The organism is Janthinobacterium leeuwenhoeki, assembly GCF_051380795.1.
In the GTDB taxonomy this organism is placed as follows: domain Bacteria; phylum Pseudomonadota; class Gammaproteobacteria; order Burkholderiales; family Burkholderiaceae_D; genus Janthinobacterium.
Window position 1 is genome coordinate 67171 of sequence record NZ_JBNYXT010000023.1, and the last position, 13899, is coordinate 81069.

The 13899-nt window shown below is 61.9% G+C and carries 13 protein-coding genes; 3 read left to right on the forward strand and 10 right to left on the reverse strand.

Annotated elements, in window-relative coordinates:
• Positions 1 to 65 precede the first annotated feature (65 nt).
• The 7 genes from ACQ4WS_RS17640 to ACQ4WS_RS17670 form a co-directional block, all read right to left on the reverse strand.
• Complete coding sequence (locus ACQ4WS_RS17640) at positions 66 to 239, reverse strand: Flp family type IVb pilin (RefSeq protein ID WP_436478321.1); 174 nt, start codon at positions 237 to 239, stop codon at positions 66 to 68.
• Positions 240 to 322: 83 nt separating this feature from the next.
• A complete protein-coding gene (locus ACQ4WS_RS17645) occupies positions 323 to 469 on the reverse strand; it encodes a hypothetical protein (protein WP_158300249.1) in 147 nt (48 codons plus the stop codon).
• A gap of 254 nt (positions 470 to 723) precedes the next feature.
• Positions 724 to 1425, reverse strand: coding sequence for a response regulator (locus tag ACQ4WS_RS17650; protein WP_436478323.1), 702 nt, complete (start codon positions 1423 to 1425; stop codon positions 724 to 726).
• On the reverse strand, positions 1422 to 3089 hold the full coding sequence (locus tag ACQ4WS_RS17655) for a sensor histidine kinase (RefSeq protein ID WP_436478325.1): 1668 nt from the start codon (positions 3087 to 3089) through the stop codon (positions 1422 to 1424). Before ACQ4WS_RS17655 ends, ACQ4WS_RS17650 begins: the two co-directional genes overlap by 4 nt.
• 152 nt (positions 3090 to 3241) lie before the next feature.
• Positions 3242 to 4213 carry a GGDEF domain-containing protein gene (locus ACQ4WS_RS17660; RefSeq protein ID WP_436478347.1) on the reverse strand — a complete coding sequence of 324 codons (972 nt, stop codon included), beginning with the start codon at positions 4211 to 4213 and terminating at the stop codon, positions 3242 to 3244.
• Positions 4214 to 4218: 5 nt separating this feature from the next.
• A complete protein-coding gene (locus ACQ4WS_RS17665) occupies positions 4219 to 4845 on the reverse strand; it encodes a chemotaxis protein CheC (RefSeq protein WP_436478327.1) in 627 nt (208 codons plus the stop codon).
• A 2-nt stretch (positions 4846 to 4847) separates the two neighbouring features.
• Complete coding sequence (locus ACQ4WS_RS17670; RefSeq protein WP_436478329.1) at positions 4848 to 5216, reverse strand: response regulator; 369 nt, start codon at positions 5214 to 5216, stop codon at positions 4848 to 4850.
• Between the two features lie 207 nt (positions 5217 to 5423).
• Between ACQ4WS_RS17670 and rpiA the strand changes: the two genes are divergently transcribed.
• On the forward strand, positions 5424 to 6101 hold the full coding sequence (rpiA, locus tag ACQ4WS_RS17675; protein ID WP_436478330.1) for a ribose-5-phosphate isomerase RpiA: 678 nt from the start codon (positions 5424 to 5426) through the stop codon (positions 6099 to 6101).
• Between the two features lie 36 nt (positions 6102 to 6137).
• Here rpiA and ACQ4WS_RS17680 read toward each other — a convergent pair whose 3' ends face one another.
• Together ACQ4WS_RS17680 and ACQ4WS_RS17685 are read right to left on the reverse strand one after the other, a co-directional pair.
• Positions 6138 to 6884, reverse strand: a complete 747-nt coding sequence (locus tag ACQ4WS_RS17680; protein ID WP_436478332.1) for a DUF6622 family protein — start codon at positions 6882 to 6884, stop codon at positions 6138 to 6140.
• The gene (locus ACQ4WS_RS17685; RefSeq protein ID WP_034750797.1) at positions 6841 to 7113 is read right to left on the reverse strand and encodes an oxidative damage protection protein; all 273 of its coding nucleotides are present in this window, start codon (positions 7111 to 7113) and stop codon (positions 6841 to 6843) included. Before ACQ4WS_RS17685 ends, ACQ4WS_RS17680 begins: the two co-directional genes overlap by 44 nt.
• A gap of 219 nt (positions 7114 to 7332) precedes the next feature.
• Here ACQ4WS_RS17685 and kdsA point away from each other — a divergent pair, with 219 nt between their 5' ends.
• Complete coding sequence (kdsA, locus tag ACQ4WS_RS17690; RefSeq protein WP_071075913.1) at positions 7333 to 8178, forward strand: 3-deoxy-8-phosphooctulonate synthase; 846 nt, start codon at positions 7333 to 7335, stop codon at positions 8176 to 8178.
• Positions 8179 to 8220: 42 nt separating this feature from the next.
• On the opposite strand, the gene argA is transcribed toward kdsA, so the two are convergent.
• Complete coding sequence (gene argA / locus ACQ4WS_RS17695; RefSeq protein WP_436478335.1) at positions 8221 to 9531, reverse strand: amino-acid N-acetyltransferase; 1311 nt, start codon at positions 9529 to 9531, stop codon at positions 8221 to 8223.
• A 56-nt stretch (positions 9532 to 9587) separates the two neighbouring features.
• On the opposite strand from argA, the gene hrpA reads away from it, so the two are divergent.
• Positions 9588 to 13787 carry an ATP-dependent RNA helicase HrpA gene (gene hrpA, locus ACQ4WS_RS17700; RefSeq protein WP_436478336.1) on the forward strand — a complete coding sequence of 1400 codons (4200 nt, stop codon included), beginning with the start codon at positions 9588 to 9590 and terminating at the stop codon, positions 13785 to 13787.
• The last annotated feature ends 112 nt before the right edge of the window (positions 13788 to 13899 follow it).

The window sequence follows — 13899 nt, forward strand, 5'->3', positions numbered from 1 at the left end:
GGCGTGCCGGAAATGGGAGGAAGCCTAGTCCGGGCTGGCGCTGGGCTGGCCCGGACAGCACCGCGTCAGGCATTGGCAGTGGTCAGCTTGGTGCCGATGCTGCTGAAAGTCTTTTTCAGCTGCGTGCCGACGATGGTCACGGCGGCGATGATCACCACGGCAATCAAGGCAGCGATCAGGCCGTATTCGATTGCGGTGACGCCATCTTCTTCGCGGATAAAGTTTTTGATGAGGTTCATGACAACTCCTGGTGGTGGTTAAGAAACAGCGGTGGGTAAAACGGTATTGCAGCTTGGCTTCCTGGTGCTTCGATCTGGCGGTTTCATGGGCTTTCGCCCAGTGCCAGCAGTCCGATGATGCACACCACTGCCATGAGGGCCGCCACCAGGGCATAGCGGTAGAACGCAGCCTTTTCCTTGCCCTGGAGATAGGTGATCAGGGCCGTCGGAAGAAACTTGTCAAAGCGCATGCTGTGCTCCGTGTCGTGGTGGGCCGCGCGGTGATTTGCACTCCGGTAAGACCACTATAGAAGTTGGCAGCTTGATCTACATCAGAAGAACATCCTTTTATTGCCAGGAGGAACTGCTTGTTTTTTTCGTGACAATTGTCATGGCTGAGTCTGACGCGCGGCGGCGCAGGGGCGCAGGCCGTGCCGGTGGCTGGCGAAAGGGGCGGTGGGGAGGGAGTGCGTGGCCTTGCAGTGGCCGTGCAGGGGGGGCGGCGTCAGGCGCCGGACGGCAATTCGCCCAGCTGGTGCTTGGTGGCGTAGGCGTACAGTTCCAGGCGGTTGTATACGCCCAGCTTGCGGTAGATCGACGTCAGGTGATTGCGCAAGGTATGTTCGGAGATGAACAGCTGGTCCGCCAGCAGCTTGGCCGGCGTGCCGCTGCCGTGCACCAGCGCGGCGATGATCTTTCTTTCCTTGAGGGTCAGGCTGGTGACGGCGATGGCTTGCGCCGAGCCGCCGCCGGGCTGGGTCAGTTGCGTCAGCATGCGTCCCAGCATCGCGTGTTCCAGCCACAACTCGCCGTGGTACACCTTTTCGATGGCCTTGAGCACCATTTCCGCCGGGGCGTCCTTGCTGACGATGCCGCGCGCGCCTTTCAGTACCGTCTGGTCCAGAATCGCCTGGTCGTGGCTGGCTGTCAGCACCAGCACGCGCGTGCTGCCGCACTGCGTCAGCGCGGGCAGGATGGCCAGCGAGCTGATGCCGCCCAGGTCCAGGTCCAGCACGATCACATCCGGTTGCAGCGCCTTCGCCTGCTCCAGCGCCTCGGCGCTGTCGGACGCCGTGGCGACCACGCGCATGCCCGAGTGCTCGCCGCCGATCAGCCGCTCCAGTCCCCACAGCATGGTCTTGTGATCGTCCACCAGCATGACGCTGATGACATGGCTGGGCGGAGGCTTGTGGCGATTGTCATTCATATGGGGATCTCGATCTGTACGGAGGTGTTGCCCAGCATGCCATGCGTGACACGGGCGGTGCCGCCGAGGGCGGCGGCGCGCTCGGCCAGCGAGTCGGGCAGGAAGTCGGGCACGTGCGCGGCGGCGCATTCGTTGTCGATGCTGATGTGCAGCGCGCCCTGCGCGCAGGTCAGCTTGACGGCGCCATGGCGCGCCGACGTATGCTTGCGGATATTGCTCATGCCTTCGTTGACGATCTGGAACACCTCGGCCGCCAGGCGGTCATTGATATGCAGGTCGCCTTCGATATGCAGGGCGATGTCGATGCCATAGAATTCGCGGATCTGCTTGGCCTGGCGGCGCAGCGCGACCAGCAGTTCCGGTTCGCTTTGCACCTGGCCGTTCTTGAACGTGCGCGCGTAGCTGCGCAGGTCGGTAATCACCTGGCCCGACATGAGGATCAGTTTTTCCAGCTCGGGCAGCAGCGGGTTGCCTGGCGTGGCTTCGTTGCGCAGGGCGGCCAGGCCATGGCGCAAGCCGATATACGGCTGCACGGCCGTGTCATGCAGGTCGCGCGCGATCTTTTCGCGCTCGCGCGAGGCCGCCTGCGACGCCAGGCGGTCGAGCAGGTCGATGTTTTCAATGACGGGAAACGCCTGCGCGCCTATATGGCTGAGAAACAGGGCATCCGTCTTGCTCATGCTGGTGGCGGAGACGATAAAGATGCGGCCTTTGCCATTGCGCAAGGGCAGCGGTGCGCTGATGAAGGCATGCGCTTCGAGCAGTTCGGCCAGGCGGGCGCCTGCCGCGTCGTCATGCCGCAGCCAGCGCCCGCTGTCGGGCTCAAGCATGCGCGCACCGCCTGTCCACGCTAGCCAGCGGCCAGCGGGTTGGTTGTACAGGGCGATTTTATCGGGCGGGAAAGCGAGCAGGGGGCTGGCTGCGTCGTCGCTGAGAAGCGAACTGGTATGCACGACGCCCGTGCCCGTATGAATCACGCTGCGCAGCGACCAGACCCGCGAGCCCTTGTCCTGCATGATCAGCAGGCAACTGCGGCCGTTGAAGTAACTGCGGGTTTTTTCCAGCACCGAGGTGATGGTCTGGTCGACGCCGAAGCGGGGATTGGACAGCTGGCTGACATCGCGCAGCAGCGCCAGGTGGCTGCGCTGGGTGATGGCCGAGCCGCCCCAATAGGCGATCATGTAGCCGAGCGCCAGCAGGAAGGTGGTGCGCAGCAGCAGGCGCGACAGTTCCGCCCCCGTTTCGCCGAACAGGGCGGTGGCGGCGAACAGGCCAGCCGAAGCCAGGGTCACGCGCGCGCCTTCCTCGAAGCCCCGCTGGAACGACGAGGTCAGGATGGCAAAGAAGAAAAACAGGAAGAATAAATTGTTGTGGCCGCTGGTGGAAAACACGATCAGCGCATACCAGGCCACGTCCAGCCAGTACAGCAGTATGTCTTCCGGCAAGCTAAGGCCCAGGACGGCCAGCACATATAGCAGCAGGCTGTGCAGGGTATACGCGGAAAAGATCAGCCAGGTGATCTTGCTCAGCTTGCCGGCGCTTTCGTGGTCGATGAACAGGGTCAGCAAGGTGGCGCTCGACAGCAGCAGACGCATGCCGTTTACCATGGTCGTATCCATGCCGGCACCCGGCAAACCGGACTTGAGGGGAGGATCGAGGTTCACAAGCACTCCTGGCGGTATCCCGCATGGGCGGGCCATACGTATGGGACGATACCGCAGATAAATTCTTGTTGTTTTTGCTGCAATCAGTGACGAGTCTACGCATACGCCGTAAAGATGTCTACTGGAATCCTTTTTCCTGCGTTGCTTTTTTTTTACAGCGGCTGCACCATCACGCGGTTGCGCCCGGCGCCCTTGGCCAGGTACAGGGCGCGGTCGGCGGCGCCGATCAGGGCGGAGATGGTCAGCGGCTGCTGCGGCTGCCGCGTGGCGATGCCGATGCTGACCGTGATGTGCTTGACGGCATTGCCCGTCTTGGCATGCGCAATGCGCAGGTCGGCCGCGTGCTGGCGGATCGCCTCGGCCATGCGCAGCGCCTGCGCCGCGTCCGTATCGGGCAGGATGGCGGCAAACTCTTCGCCGCCATAGCGGGCCAGCAGGTCGGTGGGGCGCTGCAGCATGGCGGCCAGTTCGGCCGCCACGCGTATCAGGCAATCGTCGCCCTGCTGGTGGCCGTAATGGTCGTTGTAATCCTTGAAATGGTCGATATCGATCATCAGCAGCGACAGCGGGCTGCTGGTGCGCATGGCGCGCCGCATTTCCCGCTCGATCGCCACGTCGAAGTGGCGGCGGTTGGCGATGCCCGTCAAGCCGTCGGAAAAGGTTTGCGAGCGCAAGACCATGGTCTGTTCACGCAGCAGCTTTTCGCGGCCCACGGCGATGGTGACATCATTGATCTGGATCAGGCAGTGGCGCGGCGAGCCGGGCAGGTTGATCGGCGTAACGGCGATGGCTTGCTGCATGCGTTCCTCGCCGTCGTTGCCGGCCGTGGCCGCGCCATGCGTGTACAGCGCAAACGGCGCCTTGTGCAGGGTTTGCGACAGCAGCGACTGAAAATTGTCGCGCAGGGCCTGGGTGATGGCCGAAGCTATGCGCTTGTGCCGCAGTTCCGGAAAGACGGCGAAGAAATCCTGGCCCAGCACGGCGTCTGCCTGGCGGGCCGAGTGGCGCGCCATCCAGTGATTCCACAGCACGATGCGGCGCTGCTCATCGAGTACGATGGCGCCCAGGTTCACGGCGCCAAGTATGCTCTCGAGCAGGGCGAGTCGTTGCAAGGCATCCGGCATGATCGTCACGCCTGTCCCAGCACCTTGGCCAGATAGTGGCTGACCTGCTGTTTCAGGTCGTGCAAGGCGGACAGGTCGAGCACGAATGCCACATAACCGTGGATCTGATGCTTGGACAGCACGAAGTCGATATGCAGCATCAGCACGACGGCCTCGTCATCCTGGCCGCCGAACGAGGACAGGATTTCCGCGCTGGTGCCCACGTGGTACAGGGGCAGCGAGCCATGCAGTTCGCTGTCGAACAGGTTGGCCAGGGTCCCGACGCAGGAATTGAGGATGATGTTGCCGATCTCGCTCATCGCCTCCTGTTCCATCTCCGTCAGTTCCTGCAATGGCATGGCGTCGCCCACCATCAGGCGCACGATTTCCAGACTCTTGTCTTCCGGGAACATCAGAATGGCTTCGGTGGCGAAAGCGCCATCGTAATGCTGGCTGACGCCGCAGATGCGTTCGCCATCCTTCTTGCTGCCCAGCAAGGAGGCCGCGTCGGCACGGTTCAGGAAGGTGATCGACGGCACCGACATGGTGACTTCTTCATTCACGATCTCGCTCATGGCCGCCGCCGCATGGCCCACCCCGATGTTGAATATCTCTACCAGGGCATCGTTTTCCAGTTCGGAGAGATTGAGCATGTTCACAGTCCCAGTGATTCGATCAGCTGGTGGATGCGCGTTTCCGTGATCGGTTTTTCCATGAAGCCCACACCCAGTTCGCTGGCGCGGTGGCGGGTGGCGTTCTGCACATTGGCCGTGACGAGAATGATGTGCGTCTGCGGGCACAGCGCGCGCAATTGTTCTGCCGCCGCGATGCCGCCCATGCCGGGCATGTTGACATCCAGTAGTATCAGCACAGGGGTGGCGGTCTTGACTTTTTCCAGTGCTTCCTCACCCGTCGCCGCCTCAATTACTTGCCAGTCGGCATGTTTGCTGAGAATGAATTGATGCGACATCAAACGTGAAACCCGGCTGTCATCGACAACAAGTACCTGCTTACTGTGAGTCATGTGCTATTCCTGAAACGTCATATCGGTCTATCATTTCATTTTCGCATATTTTAGAGGGCATAGAGGGTAATTGGGTGCGTAATTGCCCCAAGGGCAAGGTTTTCCCGCTTGCCTGTTGTATCGAGTCGTCGCGTCGGCCATGGTGGCCGGCTGGCCGGGCTGGCAATCCGTTAAAATACCGCCATTCCCCACTTTAGCCTGAATGCCATGACCCAAGACGAATTGAAGCAAGCCGTAGCCCGCGCCGCCATAGCCTATGTGGTTGAAGGTGAAATCATCGGTGTCGGCACCGGTTCCACCGCCAATTTTTTCATCGATGAACTGGCCAAGATCAAGCACACCATCAAGGGCACGGTCGCGTCGTCAGAAGCGACGGCCGCGCGCCTGGCTGGCCATGGCATTCCCGTCTTCGACTTGAACGACGTCGAGTCGATCGCCGTCTACATCGACGGCGCCGATGAAATCACGGCCAGCGGCGCCATGATCAAGGGTGGCGGCGCGGCATTGACGCGTGAAAAGATCGTTGCTTCCGTAGCGAAGCAGTTCGTCTGCATCGCCGACGGCTCCAAGCTGGTGGAAACCCTGGGTGCCTTCCCGCTGCCGGTGGAAGTGGTGCCGATGGCCCGCGCCGCCGTCTCGCGCCAGCTGGCCGCGCTGGGCGGCACGCCCCGTTTGCGCCTGAAGGCCGGCAGCACGGAAGCGTTCATTACCGACAACGGCGGCGAAATCATCGACGTACTGGGCTTGCAGATTGCCGATCCGGTAGCGCTGGAACAGCAGATCAACCAGATCGTCGGCGTCATCGCCGTCGGCCTGTTCGCCGTGCGCGGCGCCAATGTCTGCCTGTTGGGCATGCCGGAAGGCGTGCGTACCCTGGCGTACTAAGACGATAGCCGGCGTGCGCCGGCGTTTGCACCTGTTTTACACAGCGGCCCCTTGCGGGCCGCTTGTCATGTGCGCCTGGCGGTACACCGCCACGGTGCGCAGCAGGCCACCGAGGAAGATGCCGCTGAAGCCGCCATAGGCGAGGCAGACAGGCACCATGAAGCCGGGCGCCTGGTCATAGGCTGGGGCGATGGCCAGGGTCACGGCGACCGCATATTTCATGCAGAAGACGCTCATCATCAAGATCAGCGGCACCCAGCTGCCAGGGCGCTGCACGCTGGCCCGCTCGGGAATGGCGACTATCTTGCGCACATCGGCCAGCGTCCACGCCAGCGCCGCGCCGGCCAGTGCGCCGGCGCCCCAGGCGAACGGCGCCACGCCGGCTAAGCCGAAACTGCCATGCACGCCGCTCAGGGACAGGACCAGCATGACCAGGGGAATGATGCACAGCTTGCGCAAGGTCACCGCGCGCGCGCGGCTGGCCAGCACGCCCCTGTACACGAGAAAGCCCAGGATGGCCCAGACGTAGAGCGGGGTGTGGCTGAAGATCTGCTGCAACATGGTGTCCGCCTTGGTGTGATGTTGTCGATGGACGTACTGTGCCAGCCGGCGGCAGGGGCGGCGAGGCGCTTGCGATGAAACGGGGAAGGATTGCCGTGAAACGGCGGAGGAGGGCGTGAAACGCAGGTGTAGCGAAGGTGAAACTGCCCGTGACGTGGTCACGGGCACGCGATAAAACTTATTCCGTTGGCGGAACGTAACCCATTGCCGCATCGGCGCCATCGCCGAAGAAATGCTTTTCCATTTGCGTGGCCAGGTATTTACGGGCGCGCGCGTCGGCCAGGTTCAGACGGTTTTCATTGACCAGCATGGTCTGATGCTTGAGCCAGGCGGCCCACGCTTCTTTCGACACCGATTCGTAAATCTTCTTGCCCAGTTCGCCCGGGTACGGCGGGAAATCCAGTCCTTCGGCTTCCTTGTTGAGTTTGATGCAGTGGATCGTGCGGGCCATCTGTGCTCCTGAATCAGTGTAGAGATAAAGCGTGATTATAAGGCACTTTGCGCCAGCCCTCGCGGGGCCGTCGCAGCCTGGCGACACGCCGTTTGCCGTGCCCTTGCGCTGGATCAAATTTGATCTGCGCCGTCCCAGCTAGTAAGATGCCTTATCGCGCCAGCCGCTGGCTGCGCCTCTTCCAAGCAAGTAGTAACAATTAACCAAGATGGAATCTCTATGACCTCAGTGAAAGTCCATGGCATCGACGTCAGCAATACCGGCAGCTTTGTGCTGTTCGGCGGCATTAACGTGCTCGAATCGCGCGATCTCGCCATGCGCGCCTGCGAAGAATATGTGCGCGTGACGCAAAAACTGGGCATTCCCTATGTGTTCAAGGCCAGCTTCGACAAGGCTAACCGCTCGTCTATCCATTCCTATCGTGGCCCGGGCCTGGAAGAAGGCATGCGCATTTTCCAGGACGTCAAGGCGGCGTTCGGCGTGCCCGTGATTACCGACGTGCATGAGCCATGGCAGGCGCAGCAGGTGGCCGAAGTGGTCGACGTGCTGCAATTGCCCGCCTTCCTCGCGCGCCAGACGGACCTCGTCGTGGCCCTGGCGAAAACCGGTAAAGTCATCAACATCAAGAAGCCGCAATTTTTGAGCCCTGGCCAGATGGCCAATATCGTCGAGAAATTCAAGGAAGCGGGCAACGATCAACTGATTCTGTGCGACCGTGGCACCTGCCTCGGCTACGACAACCTGGTGGTCGACATGCTGGGCTTTGGCGTGATGAAGAAAACCTGCGACGACTTGCCTATCATCTTCGACGTCACGCATGCGCTGCAACAACGCGATCCCGGTGGCGCCGCCTCGGGCGGCCGCCGTCAGCAGGTGGCGGACCTGGCCCGCGCCGGCCTGGCCGTCGGCATCGCCGGCCTGTTCCTGGAAGCCCATCCTGATCCCGACAACGCCCGCTGCGACGGCCCCAGCGCCTTGCCGCTGGACCAGTTGGAGCCATTCCTGGCGCAATTGAAGGCGCTCGACGATCTGGTGAAATCGTTCGCCCCGCTGAACATCAAGTAATGATGTTTAAGTAAAGAAAAAGCCCGGCATGCCGGGCTTTTTTTACAAGGTTTTCATTAACACCTGCGATTTGCGTTGCCAGTTATACATATGCTGGCGGTCCTTCGGCAAATCGTCGACGGTGGCCGGCACGAAGCCGCGTTTCTTGAACCAGTGCGAGGTGCGCGTGGTCAGCACGAACAGTTTGTTCAGGCCGGCGGCACGGGCGCGGTTTTCCATGTGTTTCAGGATGCGCTCGCCGTCGCCCTGGGCTTGCACTTCCGGGTTGACCGTCAAACATGCCATTTCCGCCATCTTTTGCGCGGGGAAAGGGTACAGGGCGGCGCAGCCGAAGATCACGCCATCATGCTCGATGACGGAGAAATAATCGATTTCGCGTTCGATCAGCTCGCGGCCCCGCTTCACTAAAGTACCGTCCGCTTCCAGCGGTTCGATCAGTTTGATGATGCCGCCCACGTCTTCGATGGTGGCCTGGCGCAGGCTTTCCAGGTTTTCATGGCTGATCATGGTACCCACGCCATCATGGGTAAACAATTCCAGCAGGGCCGAACCATCCATCGAGAAGGGCACGATGTGCGAGCGCTCGACGCCGTTGTGGCATGCCTTGACGCAATGTTTCAGGTAAAACGCCGTGGCGTCCGGCAAGAAGCCCGCCATCAGCACGGCTTCGGCCTGGTGCGACGACAGTTCGCGGATTTCCACGCCCGTGGCGTCTTCCATCATCGGCGTTTCCGTGATGAAAATCAGCTTGTCCGCGTGCAAGGCGATGGCTGCGCTGCAGGCCACGTCTTCCATGGTCAGATTGAACGCTTCACCGGTCGGCGAGAAGCCCAGCGGCGACAGCAGCACCAGGCCGTCCGAACCGAGGATGGAATGGATGGTTTCGGCATCGACCTTGCGCGTGATGCCTGTCAGTTCCAGGTCCACGCCATCGATCACGCCCAGCGGGCGCGCCGTGATGAAGTTGCCTGAAATGATACGGATGGCCGCATGCGACATGGGCGTATTCGGCAAGCCCTGGCTGAACGCGGCTTCGATATCGAGGCGCAGCTCGCCGGCCGCTTCCTTCGCGCATTCCAGCGCGGCGATGTCCGTGATGCGCACGCCATTGTGGAAGCGGCCTTCGACGTTGCGCAAGGCCAGCTGTTCCGCTACCTGCGGCCGTGAGCCGTAGACAACGGTGACATTGATGTCCAGCGCATGCAGCAGGGACAAATCATGGGCCAGCACCTGCAGCGCCCCGGCGCTGACGAGTTCACCGGGGAAGGCGACCACGAAGGTCTTGCCGCGAAAGGCGTGGATGTAGGGCGCGACTGAGCGCAGCCATTGGACGAATTGGGTAGGGTTTTCCATTAAGCGCATTATAATTCGCTGCGCGATGTGCGCGCTTAAAATACCTGTAAAAAACAATGTCTTCAGCCAGCAATAAGTCTTCCCCTCTTTCCAACGTTGCAAATGTGCCCGCCAGCGGGGATGTTTCCGCGCCTGCCGCCACGCCTGCGCAGGGCCGCCAGCGCCCGCCCGTGAGCCAGCAAAGGCAGCAGCCGCCGCGCGCGGAGCAGCAGAAACAGCAACAGCAGCAGCGCGCGGGACAGGGCAAGCCCCAGGCCGCGCGCCCGCCGCGCGAGGGGCAGGAAAGCCGCGAAAGCCGTGACGCTGCCCGCGCCGCGCGCGAGGCGGAAAAGGCTTTCCGCAATCCGCTGCCACCGATCACGTATCCGGAAGACTTGCCCGTCTCGGGCCGGCGCGCGGAAATCGCCAAGGCCCTGATGGAAAACCAGGTCATCATCGTCTCGGGCGAAACGGGTTCCGGCAAGACGACCCAATTGCCGAAGATTTGCCTGGAACTGGGACGCGGCCAGAAGGGCATGATCGGCCACACGCAGCCGCGGCGTATCGCCGCTTCCTCGACGGCCAAGCGTATCGCGCAGGAGCTGGGCACGCCGCTGGGCGAAACGGTGGGTTTCAAGGTGCGCTTTACAGACACCCTGAGCCGTGGCGCCTCCGTCAAGCTGATGACGGACGGTATCTTGCTGGCCGAGACGCAGACCGACCCGTTGTTGAAAAATTACGACACCATCATCATCGATGAAGCGCACGAACGCAGCCTGAACATCGATTTCCTGCTCGGCTATCTGAAACAGCTGCTGCCGCGCCGGCCTGACCTGAAAATCATCATCACCTCGGCCACCATCGACGCGGAACGCTTCTCGCGCCATTTCGGTACGCCGGAAAAGCCCGCGCCCGTGATCGAAGTGTCGGGCCGCTTGTACCAGGTGGAAGTACGCTACCGCCCCGTGGAGCGCGAGCAGGTGGCCATGCCAGGTTCGGGCGCGGGTAGCAACAGCGCCGACAAACCGGGACAGAGGACTGCCGCCGCGCGCGAAAAGCGCGACTTGATGGATGCCGTCGTCGATGGCGTGGAAGAACTGTGCCGCATCGGCTCGGGCGACGTGCTGGTGTTCTTGCCGGGCGAGCGCGAAATCCGCGACTGCGCCGAAGCGCTGCGCAAGCACCACCCGCCGCACGTGGAGATTTTGCCCCTGTTCGCCCGTTTGTCGGCCGAAGAGCAGGAGCGCGTCTTTAAAACCAGCAATGCGCGCCGCATCGTGCTGGCCACCAACGTGGCGGAAACCTCGCTGACCGTGCCCGGTATCCGCTACGTGGTCGACGCGGGCCTGGCGCGCGTGAAACGCTACAGTTACCGCAACAAGGTCGAGCAGCTGCAGGTCGAGCCGATCGCCCAGTCGGCCGCCAACCAGCGCGCCGGCCGTTGCGGCCGCGTGGCCGATGGCGTCTGCATCCGCCTCTACGAAGAGCAGGATTATCTGCTGCGGCCGAAATTCACGGAGCCGGAAATCCTGCGCTCCTCGCTGGCGGCCGTCATCCTGCGCATGAAATCCCTGCACCTGACAGACGTGGAAACCTTCCCCTTCATCGAGCCGCCGCTGGCGCGCGCGGTGGCAGACGGTTACCAATTGCTGCAGGAACTGGGCGCCGTCGATGAAGTCAATCAACTCACGCCGCTGGGCAACAAGCTGGCCAAGCTGCCGCTGGACCCGCGCGTGGGCCGCATGATCCTGGCCGCGCTCGATAACGCCTGTCTGACGGAAGTGCTGATCGTCGCTTCGGCCCTGTCCGTGCAAGACCCGCGCGACCGCCCGATGGAGCACCAGCAGGCGGCCGACGAGGCGCACAAGAAGTTTGCCGATGAAAAGTCGGAATTCCTCAGTTACCTGAAAATCTGGCGCTGGTTCGAAGCCGCCATCGAGCACAAGAAAACCAACCGCCAGTTGCAGGACAATTGCCGCACGAATTTCCTGTCGCAGATGCGCTTGCGCGAATGGCGCGACGTGCATTCGCAGTTGTTGACCATCGTCAAGGAACAAGGCTGGCGCCTGAACGAAGCGCCGGCCACCTACGACAACCTGCACATGGCCTTGCTGACTGGCTTGCTGGGCAATATCGGTTTCAAAGGCGAAGACGAGCCGGGCGCCGGATATCTGGGCGCGCGCGGCATCAAGTTCCATATCTGGCCCGGTTCCTCGCTGCTGAAAAAGCCGGGCAAGTGGATCATGGCGGCCGAACTGGTCGACACCACGCGATTGTATGCGCGCTGCGTGGCGCAGATCCAGCCCGAGTGGCTGGAAAAAGTCGGTGAGCATTTGCTGAAGAAATCCTGGGGCGAGCCGCGCTGGGAAAAACGTTCGGCGCAAGTGACGGCCTCGGAACGGGCGACTTTATATGGGTTGGTGGTGTACAGCCAGCGCCGCATCAACTATGGCAATTTCAACTTGCCGGAAGCGCGCGAAATCTTCATCCGCGATGCGCTTGTCGGCGGCGACTTCGACACGCGCGCGCCGTTTTTTGCGCACAACCACAAGCTGATCAAGGACATCGAAAACCTCGAGCACAAGTCGCGCCGCCTGGACGTGCTGGTGGACGATGAATTGATCGCCGCCTTCTACGACAAGCTGCTGCCGGCCGACGTGTGCAATGGCGCCGGTTTCGAGAAGTGGCATAAAGAGACGACGCGCGAGAATCCGAAGCTGCTGTATCTGAACCGCGAAGAGTTGATGCGTCACGAGGCGGCCGGCGTGACCACCGACCTGTTCCCGAAAACCATGTCGGTGACGGGCCTGGAAATGGGCCTCACCTACCACTTCGAGCCGGGCAGCGTGCGCGATGGCGTGACCTTGAGCGTGCCGCTGTATGCCTTGAACCAGTTGCCGCGCGAGCGCTGCGAATGGCTGGTGCCGGGCATGCTGAAGGAAAAAGTGCATCTGCTATTAAAATCCTTGCCGCAAAAGCTGCGCCGCCACTGCGTGCCGCTGCCCGACTATGCGGCCAAGTTCTGCGAACGCGTGCATGAGGCGGGCGTGTTTGGCCGCGGCGATCTTGTAGACGCCATCATTGCCGACATCCGCACGCAAATCACCATCAATGTGCTGACGACGGACTTCAAGCCGGAAACCCTGCCTGCCCATCACTTCATGAATTTCAAGGTGATCGATGAGCATGGCCGCCAGCTGGACATGGGCCGCAACCTGGCCACCCTGCAGGCGGAATTCGGCGGCCAGGCGCGCCAGAGTTTCCAGAAGCTGGCCGAAGTGTCGGGCGTCTCCGGCACGGGCACGCCCGGTGCCAAGGTGGCGGGTGCGCAAGTGGCGTCGCGGCTGCAGGCGCAGAGCACCACCGTCGCAGCAGGCAAGGGCGCTGCCCCTGCAGCACCGACATCGGCGAATGCCACCGTCTCGCAGCACATGGGCTTGACGGCCTGGACTTTTGGCGAATTGCCGGAATTGCTGGAAATCGTGCAGGGCAAGCTGACCCTGATCGGCTTCCCCGCCCTGGTCGACAAGGGCACGCATTGCGACCTGGAAGTGTTTGACGATCCGACCGTTGCGGCCCGCACGCACAAGGTGGGTTTGCGCCGATTGTTCGCGCTGCAAATGAAGGAGCAAATTAAATACGTCGAGAAAAGCATCCCTGGCCTGCAACAGATGGGCATGCAATTCATGGCCCTCGGTTCGCAGGAAGAACTGCGCGAGCAAATCATCAACAAGGCGCTCGACATCGCCTGCCTGCAAGATCCGCTGCCGCTGGACGCGGCCTCGTTTGCCAAGCGCCAGGCAGAGGGCAAGTCGCGCCTGGTCCTGCTGGTGAATGAAATCGCCCGTTTGCTGTCGCAAGTGCTGACGGAATTCCACGGCTTGCCCAAGCGCCTGCAAAACATTCCCGCAGCGGCGGCGTCCGATATCCAGTCGCAGCTGCAGGGCCTCGTGCACAAGCGCTTCCTGACGGAGAACGAATACACGCAGCTGGCGCATTTCCCCCGCTATTTGAAGGCGATCAACGTGCGCCTGGAAAAACTGCGCGCCGACCCTGCGCGCGACACGAAATTGATGGCCGAATGGCAATCGGCCGCCGCGCCGTACTTGCGCCAGGCCAAGGATCGCCAGGCTGGCAAGAACACGGACCCGAAACTCGTCGACTTCCGCTGGATGCTGGAAGAGCTGCGCGTGTCGCTGTTTGCGCAGGAGTTGAGGACGCCGATGCCGGTGTCGGCGAAGCGGCTGCAAAAAGTATGGGAGTCGATGCAGCGGTAGATACTGTTATCCCCGTCAAGCGGCGTGCAAGGTCGAATCAAATATTTTTCCCGACCTGAGCACGCCGAATGCCACGTGCACCAGCTTGCGCATCATGGCACCGATGATCAGT

What these genes read in the sequence shown, in the direction of transcription:
- ACQ4WS_RS17640 (WP_436478321.1), bottom strand. Translation starts at nt 239, where the DNA reads ATGAACCTCATCAAAAACTTTATCCGCGAAGAAGATGGCGTCACCGCA.
- ACQ4WS_RS17645 (WP_158300249.1), bottom strand. Translation starts at nt 469, where the DNA reads ATGCGCTTTGACAAGTTTCTTCCGACGGCCCTGATCACCTATCTCCAG.
- ACQ4WS_RS17650 (WP_436478323.1), bottom strand. Translation starts at nt 1,425, where the DNA reads ATGAATGACAATCGCCACAAGCCTCCGCCCAGCCATGTCATCAGCGTC.
- ACQ4WS_RS17660 (WP_436478347.1), bottom strand. Translation starts at nt 4,213, where the DNA reads ATGCCGGATGCCTTGCAACGACTCGCCCTGCTCGAGAGCATACTTGGC.
- ACQ4WS_RS17665 (WP_436478327.1), bottom strand. Translation starts at nt 4,845, where the DNA reads ATGCTCAATCTCTCCGAACTGGAAAACGATGCCCTGGTAGAGATATTC.
- ACQ4WS_RS17670 (WP_436478329.1), bottom strand. Translation starts at nt 5,216, where the DNA reads ATGACTCACAGTAAGCAGGTACTTGTTGTCGATGACAGCCGGGTTTCA.
- rpiA (WP_436478330.1), top strand. Translation starts at nt 5,424, where the DNA reads ATGACCCAAGACGAATTGAAGCAAGCCGTAGCCCGCGCCGCCATAGCC.
- ACQ4WS_RS17680 (WP_436478332.1), bottom strand. Translation starts at nt 6,884, where the DNA reads ATGGCGCCGATGCGGCAATGGGTTACGTTCCGCCAACGGAATAAGTTT.
- ACQ4WS_RS17685 (WP_034750797.1), bottom strand. Translation starts at nt 7,113, where the DNA reads ATGGCCCGCACGATCCACTGCATCAAACTCAACAAGGAAGCCGAAGGA.
- kdsA (WP_071075913.1), top strand. Translation starts at nt 7,333, where the DNA reads ATGACCTCAGTGAAAGTCCATGGCATCGACGTCAGCAATACCGGCAGC.
- argA (WP_436478335.1), bottom strand. Translation starts at nt 9,531, where the DNA reads ATGGAAAACCCTACCCAATTCGTCCAATGGCTGCGCTCAGTCGCGCCC.
- hrpA (WP_436478336.1), top strand. Translation starts at nt 9,588, where the DNA reads ATGTCTTCAGCCAGCAATAAGTCTTCCCCTCTTTCCAACGTTGCAAAT.